Raw genomic sequence first — 15457 nt, forward strand, 5'->3', positions numbered from 1 at the left:
TGGATATACTCACAGTTAACTGTATAAAAAGACAGGTGACCTATGAAGCCGTTAACGCCACGCCAACAACAAGTTTTCGATCTGATTAAAAGCAAGATCGAAGTGACTGGAATGCCACCCACTCGTGCGGAAATTGCGCGTGAGCTGGGCTTTCGCTCTGCCAATGCGGCAGAAGAACATTTAAAAGCGCTTGCTCGTAAGCAGGTGATCGAAATTGTCCCAGGAGCCTCTCGTGGGATCCGTATTCTGCTCGAAGAGGAAGCGGCAAATGATGAGCCGGGTTTACCTCTGATTGGCCGAGTTGCGGCAGGGGAGCCTATCTTGGCGCAAGAGCATGTGGAAATGCACTACCAAGTGGATCCGAGCATGTTCCGACCTCAAGCCGATTTTCTTTTGCGCGTTCATGGCGAAAGTATGAAAGACATTGGCATTATGGATGGTGACTTGTTGGCTGTGCACAAAACACAAGACGTGCGCAATGGGCAAGTTGTGGTCGCGCGCGTTGAAGATGATGTGACGGTAAAACGTTTGGAACGTAAAGGTTCAACCGTGCTGCTCCATGCAGAAAATGAAGAGTTTGCGCCTATCGAAGTGGATCTCACTAGCCAGCAGTTGACCATTGAAGGCATTGCTGTAGGCATTATCCGCAATACGGATTGGATGTAATACGCCCAATCATGTGCAAAGCAATGCTCAATAAGCTCCGTTTCTACGGAGCTTATTTGTTTTGTCTCGGCCTCATTTGACGATCGTTTCTCAGTAAGGCGTCAGTGAGGGTGCACCGCATGGATTGAAATTGCAATTGAGATTTATTATCATTAAGTTCTTTTATGGAACGATGAGAAAGGTCTCGTGATGTCTTCAATCAAACAGTCATCGGAAAAGGGATATCCGGTACCAGCAAGATTGTTGCAGCCGTTGTGGCTTCGTAGCCGAGAAAGCTTGGTTGACGGAGGCTTAATCTATGACCCGATTGCCGCGAAAGCCTGTTTAAGTTGCAAGCTTGCGCCTGAGTGTTTATCTGGTGATGTGGCGCAAAAGCAGCTGTTACACGCGACCTTAGCGCAGCAGTGCGATCAACAAGTCTCGCAGTTTTTACAGCAGCACCCAGAAGGGTGGATTATTAACGTTGGTGCTGGTCTCGATACGCGCTTTTATCGTCTTGATAATGGTCGATGCCATTGGGTTGAGTTGGATGTTACTGAAAACTTGCTCTGGCGTCAGCGATTGTTCCACAAGAATGAACGCTACCAGCAGCAGCATGGCAGTGTCGATGACCTCTCTTGCTTAGAGCAACTGGCGATCAACGACAAGACACCGGTATTGATCGTGTGTGAGTTGGCGCTGCTCGATTGCCCATTGGCGCAGGTTGCTAACTTTGTGCAATTGCTAGGACGACGTTTTGTGTCTGCGCAGGTATGCATGGTATTGGCAGGGGACTTAACCGACAGCAGCCTGGGGCAGAAATTGGGCTCGGATCGTTATGCGCATGCCATGGCGGCGCCGGCAGAACAAGTATTGCAGTGGCTCCCTTGGGCCCAATGGGTCAAAGTGTTTTCTCCCTTCGATCGTTTTTGTGCACGTTGGAAAACATGGCAACGTTGGCTAAGTAAAATTCCCATGCTGAAACATCGTCTTACTCCCGTCGTGGTCCATATGAAATGGTAAAAAAACAGCAGGAATTTCCTGCTGTTTTTGTTTGGGGAGCGGGGGAGTTCACACTAGAACAGACGATTTAGTCCATTGAGTGCGGCAACGCGATACGCTTCGGCCATGGTGGGGTAGTTGAAGGTGGTATTGACGAAATACTCGATGGTATTGGCTTCACCTTTTTGCTCCATGATCGCTTGGCCGATGTGAATGATTTCCGCTGCGCGTTCCCCAAAGCAGTGAATGCCAAGAATTTCTTTGGTTTCACGATGGAAGAGAATCTTCAAGCTGCCGATGTCTTTGCCGGCAATCTGCGCGCGAGCCAGATGTTTGAACGAAGAGCGGCCAACTTCATAGGGCACTTTCGCTGCGGTTAATTCTTGTTCTGTTTTACCAACCGAGCTGATTTCTGGAATGGTGTAAATCCCCGTTGGGATGTCATCAATCAGATAGCCATCGGCTTTGCCCTTAGTAATGGCTTGCGCCACAAAGCGCCCTTGGTCATACGCCGCGCTGGCAAGACTTGGGTAACCAATCACATCGCCCACTGCGTAAACGTGTTCCACTTCGGTTTGGTAATTGCCATCAACTTTCAGCTGGCCGCGAGAGTCACCTTGAAGCCCAACCGCGGGCAGGTTCAATTTGTCGGTGTTCCCGGTGCGACCATTGGCGTAGAGCAAGCAATCGGCTTTCATTTTCTTGCCCGACTGAAGATGAACAATCACACCATCTTCGGTGCCTTCAATGCGTTCATAGGTTTCATCATTACGGATCACGACGCCGCTGTTCCAGAAGTGGTAGGAAAGCGCATCGGACACTTCGTTGTCCAAAAATGCCAGCAAGCGATCGCGTGTGTTGATGAGGTCGGTTTTAACCCCCAAACCACGGAAGATGGATGCGTATTCACAACCAATCACCCCCGCGCCATAGATGATGATGTGGCGAGGGTCGTGTTTGAGACTGAGAATGGAATCGCTGTCGTAGATTCGCTCATGATTAAAGTCGACATCGGCTGGTTGATAAGGGCGAGAGCCAGTGGCAATCACAAACTTATCCGCTGTATACACTTCTTCAGTGCCGTCGTTTTGCGTCACGCTAATGGTGTGCGCATCGGTAAAGCGGGCAGTGCCGAAAATCAATTGGCACTGATTGCGGTCATAAAAGCCTTGGCGCAAGCGAGTCTGCTTGTCGATAACGGATTTCGCGTGGCCGAGAATGGTTGAGAACGTGGCGTGTAAACTGGAGTTGTTTTTGCAAAACAGAGGGTTGCTGTTGAATTCAATAATACGGCTAACCGCATGGCGCAGTGCTTTGGATGGAATGGTGCCCCAGTGAGTACAACCGCCGCCAACGCTGCTCTCTTTTTCCACCACTGCGACTTTCAGGCCAGCTTTGGTTAAACCCATTGCTGCCCCTTCACCGCCAGGGCCGCTCCCGATAACAATCACATCGAAGTGATTCGCATGCGCCATGATTTCATTCCTTGTTATATTTGCTTAACATTGCTTTAGCGAGATTTTAACTGATTATACCAGCAGGTAAACAGCAGGCACGGCAGAGAGTGGAAGTGATCACGCACATTTCACGAAAACCAATCAATGGCATGGCGAATGTCGATAAATTGAGCACAAAAGATTGCATAACCGCCTTGGCCAGTAGTAACGTGCTCGCCAAGGCGCATCATCGCTTATCGCTAGCAATGATTCGCGCTATAGTAACGGCCGGAAGCCAATTTAAGATAAGAGCAAACATCATAATGAAATCAATGGGTATTCGCGCACAGCAGAAAGAGAAAACGCGTCGTTCTTTGATTGACGCGGCATTTAGCCAATTGAGTGCTGATCGCAGTTTTTCCAATCTCAGCTTGCGAGAAGTAGCCAGAGAAGCGGGCATTGCGCCTACCTCGTTCTATCGCCATTTTAAAGATATGGATGAGTTAGGTTTAACCATGGTGGATGAAGGTGGTTTGCTGTTACGTCAATTGATGCGCCAAGCACGTCAGCGCATCGTCAAAGAAGGCAGCGTGATCCGCACTTCGGTGGAAACCTTTATGGAGTTTATCGAAAGTAGCCCCAACGTATTTCGCCTATTGTTAAGAGAACGCTCTGGAACCTCGGCTGAATTTCGTGCCGCTGTGGTCCGCGAAATGCAGCACTTCGCGGCAGAGCTCACTGAGTATTTAATTAGCACAGGGATGAACCGAGAAGAAGCGTTGGCGCAGGCTGAAGCGTCGGTGATTCTGGTCTTTAGTTCCGGTGCAGAAGCTTTAGACTTAGACCGACGCGAGCGTGATGAGCTGGCCGAGCGTCTGATTATGCAGTTGCGAATGGTCGCCAAAGGTGCGTACTGGTATCGCAAGGAACGTGAACGTAACCGATTAAAAGGTGAGATAGAATAATGTCTAATGATACTGAAAATAACGTGAATCGCAGTTCGGAAAGGAAGACTCTGGTATTGGCGTTGATCACGGGAATGTGTGGCGATGCTATCCTTTCTTGGCTGACAATGAGCGAAGTCTCTTTCTCCATTTTCCCTATTATTGCCTTAGTGCTGGCTGTGCAGGCACTCTACCGTGAGTATCTCAATCATCCCGTGTCGGAAGAGATTCCTTTGGTTGGGCTGGCGTGCTTTTTTGTCGGGGCGTTTGGTCACTCGGCCTTTATTAAAGCTCAGCATCCTGAAGCGGGCTCGAACTTCTTCGCGATCATGGTGGTGTTACTGCTGTTGGCGTGGATTGGCAGTAAGTTGGGATACATTCGCCGCCCAAGTGCCGATTAGTACGATTTTAGAGCGAAAAAAACGAGCCATTCACGGCTCGTTTTTGTTTGATACTGCTTAGGCTTTACGCTCTAGCATGACACCCGCTTCCATGTGGTGGGTGTATGGGAACTGATCGAACAGAGCAAAGCGAGTGATGTGGTGTGTTTCGCTCAGAATGTCCAAGTTCTCTTTTAATGTCTCTGGGTTACAAGAAATGTACAGGATACGCTCATAACCTTGCACCATTTTACAAGTGTCGATATCCATGCCTGAGCGTGGTGGATCGACAAAAATGGTATTGCAGTTATAGCTCTTGAGATCGATACCATTGTCTTTCAGACGACGGAATTCACGTTTCCCTTCCATGGCTTCGGTAAACTCTTCCGCTGACATGCGGATGATTTGCACATTCTCAATCTTGTTCGCAGCAATATTGTATTGCGCCGATTCCACCGACGGTTTTGCCAATTCTGTGGCCAGAACGCGCTCAAAGTTTTGCGCCAGCGCAAGGGAGAAATTGCCGTTACCACAGTAGAGCTCCAATAAATCGCCTTGGCTTTCTTGGGTGCAATCGACCGCCCACTCCAACATTTTCTCCGCGACTTTGCCGTTCGGTTGAGTAAAGCTATTTTCCACTTGCTGGTAGATGTAAGGCTTGCCGTTGACGTCGAGCTTTTCGACCACGTAATCACGGTCCAGGACGATCTTCATTTTACGTGCGCGACCAATCAAGTTGAGGTTAAAACCTTCGTCATTCAGGCGCTGTTTTAAGGCTTTGGCATTTTCAATCCACGCATCGTCCAATTGGCGATGGTAAAGCAGAGACACCAGAATCTCGCCGCTTAGAGTGGAAAGGAAATCGACTTGGAACAGTTTACGACGCAGCGATTCATTGTCTTTCATCGCATCAATCAATAAAGGCATGAGATCGTTGATCAAGCGGCTTGCTGCCGGAAACTGGTCAACACGGTATTTTTCACGCGTCTCTTGGTTGAACATGATGTAGTACATCTCTTCCCCTTCATGCCAAACGCGGAACTCAGCGCGCATGCGGTAGTGCTGATCTGGAGACTCAAACACTTCCAGCTCAGGGGCTTGATAAGGTGCGAACATATTGGTTAAGCGTTGCACTTTTTCTGCTAACTGTTGCTGATAGCGTTGTGGGTTTACATCAAGAGTCGCCATGAATTAATACCTTTCGGGTGCTTTAGAGATAAAGAGCGCAGATTTTATTCAATCCCTGTTCATTGTCCAGTGCCAAGGGGAAATTGATAAAGACTGCTGTGTAAAAATATAGCTTATGCGAATTCTAACTGGACAAATAATCAATCGCTTAATAGTATGCGCTTCAAGCTGGTGCTATCTAGAAGTATAGATGGCTGAATAGGGAATCCGGTGTGAATCCGGAACTGACGCGCAGCGGTAATAGAGAACGAAAGCTTAATCAGACACTGCACGATGGAATCGTGTGGGAAGTCAGGCAAGTAGGTTAACAGCTCTTGAGTCCGAATACCTGCCAGCAACTGAGCAAACACTGGAAGCCTTATCTTCATGCTCGGTAGGATTTACGCGATTTAGGATTACAAAATGCAAAAGTCTCTTTTAGCGATCGCCATGGCATCGCTGTTTACCCCTATCTCTTATTTACACGCTCAAGAAGTGCAAACCGATGACACTGTTGTCGTGACAGCCAACCGCTTTGAGCAAGTTGAATCTTCCGTTTTAGCGTCGATTAGCGTGGTGACGAAGGCTGAAATCGAGCAACTGAACGTGACCACTGCTCTTGATATCTTGAAAACACTTCCCGGTGTGGAGGTAAATAGTCAAGGTGGTAAAGGGCAAATCAGCAGCCTCTTTTTACGTGGTACTTCATCAAAACACACTTTAGTGCTCGTTGATGGCGTCAAAATTAACTCAGCAACAGCCGGTGGTGCTGAGTTAGGCTTAATCCCAGCTTTCGCTATTGAACAGATTGAAGTGGTGCGTGGGCCTCGAGCGGCAATTTATGGTTCAGATGCTATTGGTGGTGTCATTCATATCAAGACTATCCCAGCAAACCGCCAAACTAAGCATGACGCGAACTTGGGTTATGGCAATGATGACCATTCATCATTGGCATGGCGATCTTCAGGAGAGTTAAATGATTCAACTCAGGCTTCTTTTGTCTTTTCAGATGAGAAAAGTGATGGCTATCGAGTCAATGAAGTTGCACCAAGTGATGACAGTCACGGTTATCAATCTCAAACTTTGTTTGGCTCACTTCGTCATGAGATCAACGACGCTTGGTCTGTTCAGTTTAATGGTTATCAGCTGAGTTCAGATGTTGAATACTCAAACCAGTTTTCAGGTGTGAAGAATGAGAGTAATACTGATTTTTATAGCATTGCTGGTTCATTAAATTTCCATAAAGACAACTATTCTTCTCAGTTGATGGTGTCACGTAGTGATAATGAATCGTGGGATGGTGTCGCCAGCGGTATGGTTGCTAAAACCGCGCTTTTCTCCAGCCGAAATTCAGTCTCGTGGCTGAACCATTGGGTTGTTGTGCCTGCACTCACGTTAGCGGCTGGCGTGGATTATGATCAAGAGAATGCACGCCAAGGCGGCGCGAATGCCACAAATTACAGCAAAACGGAAAAAGACAATAAAGCCGCATATGTTACGGCTCATTTCTCTAAGAACATCGTTACTGCTGAAGCAAGTATTCGCTCTGACGATGATAGCGCATTTGGTAAACACAACACTTGGAATCTAGGCTTAGGCATTGCTCCATCTGATTATGTTGAGTTTATAGCTTCAACGGGCACAGGTTTTAAAGCTCCAACATTTAACGATCTATATTGGCCAGGTTCAGGTAATCCAAATTTGAAGCCAGAAACCTCAAAGTCGTCAGAAGTAGGAATTCGCAGCTATTTGCCTTTTGTGCAAATTGATGTTTCAGCATACAGAAACGAAATTGAAGATATGATCGATTGGGCTCCTACTGGGCCTGGAGGGGCTTGGACCCCTTCGAATATTGATAATGCGAAAATTGAAGGCATTGAAATTGAAGCATTGTTCGAGACAGGTGTGATTGAACATCGTGTTTCTGCAGAATGGAAAGATCCTCGAGATAAGTCAGACGATAGCCTTTTGATCCGCAGAGCGCGCGAAAACTTCAGTTGGGTGTCGACCTATTCGGCGGATCGCTTTGGGCTTTCTGCCGTTGCGAATTACGTGGGTGATCGCAAAGACAGCACGGGCAAAACGATGGATGCGTATACCCTGTTGGATATAAGTGCTAACTACAAGATCACAGAAGCATTAACGCTAGGTGCCAGAGTCGGCAACCTGTTCGACAAAGAGTATCAAACCGCACATAGCTCGGGTGGCAAATACTACGTAGGTGAAGGCCGAAATTGGTTTGCAACGGTCAATTACCGTTTCTAATGTTCAAAGCCGCCTTCGGGCGGTTTTATTTTTCAGAGGGCGTGATGAAAAAGAAGGTTGTTATCAGTTGGTCAAGTGGCAAAGATTCCACGTTGACCTTACTAAGGTTAATGGAAAACCCTGACTATCAAGTCGTCGGTCTTTATACGACATACGTAGATAATGAGGTCCCTTTTCAGGCAACCCCATTAGCAGTGGTTGAGATGCAGGCTCGACTGCTCAACTTGCCGCTGATTAAAATTGCTTTGCCCCAAGTTTTTCCGTCAAACGAGGTGTATCAACAAACAATAGTTCGTGCACTGCAAGCCTCTTCAATCGAGCTTGATGCCGTCGCCTTTGGTGATATGTTTTGCAACGGTATTGCCGATTACCGACGTAGCTATATTGAGCCTGCTGGATGGGAGTGTGTTTTTCCGCTGTTAGGGGAGTCGAGTCTCGATCTGGCCCACGAAATTATTGCTCGAGGGATTAAAACCATACTCGTTACGACGGATGGAAATACACTCAAGCCTGATTGGTGTGGGCGCTGGTATAATCATGAGCTGTTGGCGTCGCTTCCGGCTGATGTTGACCCTTGTGGCGAGGATGGGGAGTTCCATACCCTTGTGGTTAAAGCGCCGGGTTTTGCGGGAGAAATACGTTTGCAGTTGACGGTACAAGAAACCGATGGACGATTTACCTATCAAAGGTATAACGCAACGTTGCTAAATCAGCATGAGAGAGTATGATTTGGTCGTTTTATTCTAAGTAGGTTTATCAGAGTGGAAAGTTCAAATCAGCCGAATGTATTGATTTTTGATTCCGGTGTTGGCGGGTTGTCGGTTTTTCAGGAAATCAACAAACGACTGCCTGAAGTGAACTACTACTATTTGTTTGATAACCAAGCCTATCCCTATGGGGAACTATCGCAAGAAACCTTACTGGCTAGAGTGGAAGCGCTGGTGGTCAAAATGACACAGCAATTTGCGATAGACCTTGTTGTTATTGCCTGCAACACCGCCAGTACCATTGTGCTCCCCACCTTAAGAGCGAAGTTGCCTATTCCCGTTGTTGGTGTTGTGCCTGCGATCAAACCAGCTTCTCTTTTGGCGAATAGAGCGGTGGGTTTAATTGCAACGCCAGCAACGGTGACTCGTCAATACACACACGATCTCATTCGTGATTTCGCGCATGAGAAAGAAGTCGAGTTACTTGGTTCGACTCGCTTGGTGGACATCGCCGAAGAGAAACTAAGAGGGCGTCAAGTAGATCAGCAAGAGCTGGCAATGATACTCAAACCGATGAAACACAAAGTGGACGTGGCGGTACTAGGATGTACCCATTTTCCACTGCTAAAAGAAGAAATACAGCAAGTACTGGGTGATGAGATCATTTTGGTTGATTCTGGAGAAGCGATTGCTCGTCGCGTGCAGAGCCTCCTCCATCAATTATCACCACAAAGTACCAAGACACCGTGGCGCATCTTTAGCACAGCGCAGCCTTGGGATGAAGCTGCGCTGAATGGGTCACTACAAACGATGGGTTTTAACGCTATAGAACTTTATCCTCTATAGAGTGTTTCATTTCATTTGCAATGCGAACTTTCAACGTACGTTGCGCATACTCCTTTTCATTAAGTGCATTGATAGCATTTTCAGCATCCCCACTGGCCATCACCACAAACCCAAAGCCTCTTCTTTTACCCGTACGCTTATCTTTCATCAAACGTACACCATAAACTTGGCCGTGTTGTGCAAACAGTTCGCGAACATGAGTTTCGTTCGCTTTATAGGGAAGGTTGCCCACATAAAGTGTTTTGGTTGGAAGCGAAGAGTCACTATCACTATTAGTAACAGTAAGCGTTGGCGTGTGTGGAAAAAAAGAGATAAGCAAAGTTGTAAGTACAACACCAATAACAAAACTGATGGCTGGAGAAATATCGAGCTGCGAGAAAATGAAACCACCCAAAATGGCCAGAGCGGCACTCGCAATAATTTTTTTAAACGTCATATTGGATTACTACATTAGGGTACAGACAAAAATGAATGCCTATTAACAAAATAGACACACAAATCTTAAGTTTATGCTTAGTCTTTTTCCAACGTAATGGTGTGATGAGGGTCAAATGTGCTGAAAATATATGCAAAAAAGACCAATTTGATGCTTTGTTGACCGAACGAAATTAAATTCAAAAAAAAGTATTGCGCACTGGAAAGAACTCCTTATAATGCCGCCTCACTGACACGGAGTGAGACAAACATCACAAAGTAAGTCAGGAAGGAGATAAAAGAAAGTTTGAAAAAACGCTTGACTCTCAAATAAAGCGTTGTAATATACGCACCCCTAACGAGACGGTGGCAAAGCTACTAAGAAAGTTAGAAGCTCTTTAAAAATTTAAACCTATCAATCTGTGTGGGCACTCGTTGATGATAATCCAAAAGATTTATCAATGAACTGAGTGACCAAAACGATACTAAGTATCGGCACAGTCAATTTATTCAGTATTCATTGAGCTGAAGCGAAAGCTTCAAAAAACTTTTAATTGAAGAGTTTGATCATGGCTCAGATTGAACGCTGGCGGCAGGCCTAACACATGCAAGTCGAGCGGCAGCACAGAGAAACTTGTTTCTCGGGTGGCGAGCGGCGGACGGGTGAGTAATGCCTGGGAAATTGCCCTGATGTGGGGGATAACCATTGGAAACGATGGCTAATACCGCATGATAGCTTCGGCTCAAAGAGGGGGACCTTCGGGCCTCTCGCGTCAGGATATGCCCAGGTGGGATTAGCTAGTTGGTGAGGTAAGGGCTCACCAAGGCGACGATCCCTAGCTGGTCTGAGAGGATGATCAGCCACACTGGAACTGAGACACGGTCCAGACTCCTACGGGAGGCAGCAGTGGGGAATATTGCACAATGGGCGCAAGCCTGATGCAGCCATGCCGCGTGTGTGAAGAAGGCCTTCGGGTTGTAAAGCACTTTCAGTCGTGAGGAAGGTGGTAGTGTTAATAGCACTATCATTTGACGTTAGCGACAGAAGAAGCACCGGCTAACTCCGTGCCAGCAGCCGCGGTAATACGGAGGGTGCGAGCGTTAATCGGAATTACTGGGCGTAAAGCGCATGCAGGTGGTTTGTTAAGTCAGATGTGAAAGCCCGGGGCTCAACCTCGGAACTGCATTTGAAACTGGCAGACTAGAGTACTGTAGAGGGGGGTAGAATTTCAGGTGTAGCGGTGAAATGCGTAGAGATCTGAAGGAATACCGGTGGCGAAGGCGGCCCCCTGGACAGATACTGACACTCAGATGCGAAAGCGTGGGGAGCAAACAGGATTAGATACCCTGGTAGTCCACGCTGTAAACGATGTCTACTTGGAGGTTGTGGCCTTGAGCCGTGGCTTTCGGAGCTAACGCGTTAAGTAGACCGCCTGGGGAGTACGGTCGCAAGATTAAAACTCAAATGAATTGACGGGGGCCCGCACAAGCGGTGGAGCATGTGGTTTAATTCGATGCAACGCGAAGAACCTTACCTACTCTTGACATCCAGAGAATCTAGCGGAGACGCTGGAGTGCCTTCGGGAACTCTGAGACAGGTGCTGCATGGCTGTCGTCAGCTCGTGTTGTGAAATGTTGGGTTAAGTCCCGCAACGAGCGCAACCCTTATCCTTGTTTGCCAGCGAGTAATGTCGGGAACTCCAGGGAGACTGCCGGTGATAAACCGGAGGAAGGTGGGGACGACGTCAAGTCATCATGGCCCTTACGAGTAGGGCTACACACGTGCTACAATGGCGCATACAGAGGGCGGCCAACTTGCGAAAGTGAGCGAATCCCAAAAAGTGCGTCGTAGTCCGGATTGGAGTCTGCAACTCGACTCCATGAAGTCGGAATCGCTAGTAATCGTGGATCAGAATGCCACGGTGAATACGTTCCCGGGCCTTGTACACACCGCCCGTCACACCATGGGAGTGGGCTGCAAAAGAAGTGGGTAGTTTAACCTTCGGAGGACGCTCACCACTTTGTGGTTCATGACTGGGGTGAAGTCGTAACAAGGTAGCGCTAGGGGAACCTGGCGCTGGATCACCTCCTTATACGATGATTATTGCGATGAGTGTTCACACAGATTGATATGGTTTAGAAAGTTTAGAGTATCTTAGTGTCCCGTTCGTCTAGAGGCCTAGGACACCGCCCTTTCACGGCGGTAACAGGGGTTCGACTCCCCTACGGGATACCATGGGTCGTTAGCTCAGTTGGTAGAGCAGTTGACTTTTAATCAATTGGTCGCAGGTTCGAATCCTGCACGACCCACCATTTCCTTCCACGGGAAAACAAATAATGTGGGCGATTAGCTCAGTTGGGAGAGCACCTGCCTTACAAGCAGGGGGTCACTGGTTCGAACCCGGTATCGCCCACCATCTTTAAGGGTTTTTCCTTAAGAATCTTTAAAAATGGTTTTCATTAGAAAATCTTGCTCTTTAACAATTTGGAAAGCTGACAAAACAACAATTTATTGTTGTTTGTAAAGTTCTCAATGTTTGTCTTTATGACAAACACCAACAAACACATTCAAGTGTTCTTGGGAATGTCACTGTTAAGTGACTATTCGAAATTGAGTCCGGCAAAATCAACGCTATCTCGCTCATTCAAATAATGAGATAGCAACTTTGGTTGTTTAACAAAGACCCTTTGGGGTTGTATGGTTAAGTGACTAAGCGTACACGGTGGATGCCTTGGCAGTCAGAGGCGATGAAGGACGTAGTAACTTGCGATAAGCGTAGATGAGGCAGTAACAGCCACTTGAGTCTACGATTTCCGAATGGGGAAACCCACTGGCATAAGCCAGTATCATTGAGTGAATACATAGCTCAATGAAGCGAACCGGGAGAACTGAAACATCTAAGTACCCCGAGGAAAAGAAATCAACCGAGATTCCGAAAGTAGCGGCGAGCGAAATTGGATTAGCCCTTAAGCTTTACATGTGTTAGACGAACGGTCTGGAAAGTCCGACGATACAGGGTGATAGTCCCGTAGTTGACGATGCATGTTCAGTGAAATCGAGTAGGGCGGGACACGTGTTATCCTGTCTGAATATGGGGGGACCATCCTCCAAGGCTAAATACTCCTGACTGACCGATAGTGAACCAGTACCGTGAGGGAAAGGCGAAAAGAACCCCTGTGAGGGGAGTGAAATAGAACCTGAAACCGTGTACGTACAAGCAGTAGGAGCACCTTCGTGGTGTGACTGCGTACCTTTTGTATAATGGGTCAGCGACTTATATTCAGTGGCAAGGTTAACCATCTAGGGGAGCCGTAGGGAAACCGAGTCTTAACTGGGCGCCATAGTCTCTGGATATAGACCCGAAACCGAGTGATCTAGCCATGGGCAGGTTGAAGGTTGAGTAACATCAACTGGAGGACCGAACCGACTAATGTTGAAAAATTAGCGGATGACTTGTGGCTAGGGGTGAAAGGCCAATCAAACTCGGAGATAGCTGGTTCTCCCCGAAAGCTATTTAGGTAGCGCCTCGGACGAATACTACTGGGGGTAGAGCACTGTTAAGGCTAGGGGGTCATCCCGACTTACCAACCCTTTGCAAACTCCGAATACCAGTAAGTACTATCCGGGAGACACACGGCGGGTGCTAACGTCCGTCGTGGAGAGGGAAACAACCCAGACCGCCAGCTAAGGTCCCAAATTACAGCTAAGTGGGAAACGATGTGGGAAGGCTTAGACAGCTAGGATGTTGGCTTAGAAGCAGCCATCATTTAAAGAAAGCGTAATAGCTCACTAGTCGAGTCGGCCTGCGCGGAAGATGTAACGGGGCTAAGTTGTAAACCGAAGCTGCGGCAATGTTCTTTGAACATTGGGTAGGGGAGCGTTCTGTAAGCCGTTGAAGGTGTGTTGTAAAGCATGCTGGAGGTATCAGAAGTGCGAATGCTGACATGAGTAACGACAAGGGGGGTGAAAAACCTCCCCGCCGGAAGACCAAGGGTTCCTGTCCAACGTTAATCGGGGCAGGGTAAGTCGACCCCTAAGGCGAGGCTGAAAAGCGTAGTCGATGGGAAACGGGTTAATATTCCCGTACTTCTTACAATTGCGATGGGGGGACGGAGAAGGCTAGGTGGGCCTGGCGACGGTTGTCCAGGTTCAAGTGCGTAGGCTGAGTGTTTAGGTAAATCCGGATACTCTTAAGGCTGAGACACGACGTCGAGCTACTACGGTAGTGAAGTCATTGATGCCATGCTTCCAGGAAAAGCCTCTAAGCTTCAGATTGTAAGGAATCGTACCCCAAACCGACACAGGTGGTCGGGTAGAGAATACCAAGGCGCTTGAGAGAACTCGGGTGAAGGAACTAGGCAAAATGGTACCGTAACTTCGGGAGAAGGTACGCTCTTGATGGTGAAGTCCCTTGCGGATGGAGCTGACGAGAGTCGCAGATACCAGGTGGCTGCAACTGTTTATTAAAAACACAGCACTGTGCAAAATCGTAAGATGACGTATACGGTGTGACGCCTGCCCGGTGCCGGAAGGTTAATTGATGGGGTTAGCGAAGCGAAGCTCTTGATCGAAGCCCCGGTAAACGGCGGCCGTAACTATAACGGTCCTAAGGTAGCGAAATTCCTTGTCGGGTAAGTTCCGACCTGCACGAATGGCGTAATGATGGCCACGCTGTCTCCACCCGAGACTCAGTGAAATTGAAATCGCTGTGAAGATGCAGTGTACCCGCGGCTAGACGGAAAGACCCCGTGAACCTTTACTACAGCTTGGCACTGAACATTGAACCTACATGTGTAGGATAGGTGGGAGGCTTTGAAGACGTGACGCCAGTTGCGTTGGAGCCGTCCTTGAAATACCACCCTTGTATGTTTGATGTTCTAACGTTGGCCCCTAATCGGGGTTGCGGACAGTGCCTGGTGGGTAGTTTGACTGGGGCGGTCTCCTCCCAAAGAGTAACGGAGGAGCACGAAGGTGGGCTAATCACGGTTGGACATCGTGAGGTTAGTGCAATGGCATAAGCCCGCTTAACTGCGAGAATGACGGTTCGAGCAGGTGCGAAAGCAGGTCATAGTGATCCGGTGGTTCTGAATGGAAGGGCCATCGCTCAACGGATAAAAGGTACTCCGGGGATAACAGGCTGATACCGCCCAAGAGTTCATATCGACGGCGGTGTTTGGCACCTCGATGTCGGCTCATCACATCCTGGGGCTGAAGTCGGTCCCAAGGGTATGGCTGTTCGCCATTTAAAGTGGTACGCGAGCTGGGTTTAGAACGTCGTGAGACAGTTCGGTCCCTATCTGCCGTGGGCGTTGGAAGATTGAAGGGGGCTGCTCCTAGTACGAGAGGACCGGAGTGGACGAACCTCTGGTGTTCGGGTTGTGTCGCCAGACGCATTGCCCGGTAGCTAAGTTCGGAATCGATAACCGCTGAAAGCATCTAAGCGGGAAGCGAGCCCTGAGATGAGTCTTCCCTGATACTTTAAGTATCCTGAAGGGTTGTTCGAGACTAGAACGTTGATAGGCAGGGTGTGTAAGCGCTGTGAGGCGTTGAGCTAACCTGTACTAATTGCCCGTGAGGCTTAACCATACAACACCCAAAGGGTTTTGATGGACTCAAAGCAAGAACGAATTGAATGTGTAGAGAACGCAAA

At 48.1% G+C, this 15457-nt stretch carries 10 protein-coding genes, 3 tRNA genes, 2 rRNA genes and 1 riboswitch; of the genes, 12 read left to right on the plus strand and 3 right to left on the minus strand.

The genetic code is table 11. The features are described 5' to 3' along the window. Window positions 1-42: 42 nt before the first annotated feature. Together lexA and AOT11_RS07610 are read left to right on the plus strand one after the other, a co-directional pair. The gene (gene lexA, locus AOT11_RS07605; RefSeq protein WP_011079176.1) at window positions 43-666 is read left to right on the plus strand and encodes a transcriptional repressor LexA; all 624 of its coding nucleotides are present in this window, start codon (window positions 43-45) and stop codon (window positions 664-666) included. A gap of 189 nt (window positions 667-855) precedes the next feature. Continuing rightward, entirely contained in the window at window positions 856-1668 is an 813-nt protein-coding gene (locus AOT11_RS07610; RefSeq protein WP_026050300.1) for a class I SAM-dependent methyltransferase, read from the plus strand. Between the two features lie 53 nt (window positions 1669-1721). Here the strand turns inward: AOT11_RS07610 and sthA are convergent, their stop codons facing one another. After that, window positions 1722-3122 (minus strand): Si-specific NAD(P)(+) transhydrogenase, encoded by a 1401-nt coding sequence (sthA, locus tag AOT11_RS07615; RefSeq protein WP_011079178.1) that lies wholly within the window; start codon window positions 3120-3122, stop codon window positions 1722-1724. A 284-nt stretch (window positions 3123-3406) separates the two neighbouring features. On the opposite strand from sthA, the gene fabR reads away from it, so the two are divergent. Continuing rightward, complete coding sequence (gene fabR / locus AOT11_RS07620; protein WP_026050301.1) at window positions 3407-4048, plus strand: HTH-type transcriptional repressor FabR; 642 nt, start codon at window positions 3407-3409, stop codon at window positions 4046-4048. Next, the gene (locus AOT11_RS07625; RefSeq protein WP_011149135.1) at window positions 4048-4428 is read left to right on the plus strand and encodes a YijD family membrane protein; all 381 of its coding nucleotides are present in this window, start codon (window positions 4048-4050) and stop codon (window positions 4426-4428) included. Before fabR ends, AOT11_RS07625 begins: the two co-directional genes overlap by 1 nt. A 57-nt stretch (window positions 4429-4485) precedes the next feature. Here AOT11_RS07625 and trmA read toward each other — a convergent pair whose 3' ends face one another. Continuing rightward, window positions 4486-5595, minus strand: a complete 1110-nt coding sequence (gene trmA / locus AOT11_RS07630) for a tRNA (uridine(54)-C5)-methyltransferase TrmA (RefSeq protein ID WP_017420374.1) — start codon at window positions 5593-5595, stop codon at window positions 4486-4488. Window positions 5596-5749: 154 nt separating this feature from the next. Next, a riboswitch (cobalamin riboswitch) is annotated at window positions 5750-5945 on the plus strand. 52 nt (window positions 5946-5997) lie between these two features. Here trmA and AOT11_RS07635 point away from each other — a divergent pair. From AOT11_RS07635 to murI, 3 genes are read left to right on the plus strand one after another with little or no spacing between them, the layout of a single operon-like run. Next, the gene (locus tag AOT11_RS07635; protein ID WP_017420373.1) at window positions 5998-7839 is read left to right on the plus strand and encodes a TonB-dependent receptor domain-containing protein; all 1842 of its coding nucleotides are present in this window, start codon (window positions 5998-6000) and stop codon (window positions 7837-7839) included. A gap of 44 nt (window positions 7840-7883) precedes the next feature. Further along, entirely contained in the window at window positions 7884-8567 is a 684-nt protein-coding gene (locus AOT11_RS07640; protein WP_026050302.1) for a Dph6-related ATP pyrophosphatase, read from the plus strand. A gap of 33 nt (window positions 8568-8600) precedes the next feature. Then, complete coding sequence (gene murI / locus AOT11_RS07645; RefSeq protein ID WP_017420371.1) at window positions 8601-9392, plus strand: glutamate racemase; 792 nt, start codon at window positions 8601-8603, stop codon at window positions 9390-9392. Here the strand turns inward: murI and AOT11_RS07650 are convergent. Continuing rightward, window positions 9370-9828 carry an RNA recognition motif domain-containing protein gene (locus tag AOT11_RS07650; RefSeq protein ID WP_017420370.1) on the minus strand — a complete coding sequence of 153 codons (459 nt, stop codon included), beginning with the start codon at window positions 9826-9828 and terminating at the stop codon, window positions 9370-9372. The genes murI and AOT11_RS07650 overlap by 23 nt on opposite strands. A gap of 529 nt (window positions 9829-10357) precedes the next feature. Here AOT11_RS07650 and AOT11_RS07655 point away from each other — a divergent pair. The 5 genes from AOT11_RS07655 to AOT11_RS07675 all read left to right on the plus strand — a co-directional run bounded on the left by AOT11_RS07655 (window position 10358) and on the right by AOT11_RS07675 (window position 15393). Further along, window positions 10358-11899, plus strand: a 16S ribosomal RNA gene (locus AOT11_RS07655). A gap of 67 nt (window positions 11900-11966) precedes the next feature. Further along, window positions 11967-12042, plus strand: a tRNA-Glu gene (locus AOT11_RS07660). A 1-nt stretch (window position 12043) separates the two neighbouring features. Then, window positions 12044-12119, plus strand: a tRNA-Lys gene (locus AOT11_RS07665). A 28-nt stretch (window positions 12120-12147) separates the two neighbouring features. Then, a tRNA-Val gene (locus AOT11_RS07670) sits at window positions 12148-12223 on the plus strand. Between the two features lie 283 nt (window positions 12224-12506). Further along, window positions 12507-15393 (plus strand): 23S ribosomal RNA (locus tag AOT11_RS07675). The 16S and 23S rRNA genes sit together here with 3 tRNA genes alongside, the layout of an rRNA operon. Window positions 15394-15457: the final 64 nt, after the last annotated feature.

It is taken from the genome of Vibrio vulnificus NBRC 15645 = ATCC 27562 (genome assembly GCF_002224265.1).
GTDB classification, from domain to species: Bacteria; Pseudomonadota; Gammaproteobacteria; order Enterobacterales; family Vibrionaceae; genus Vibrio; species Vibrio vulnificus.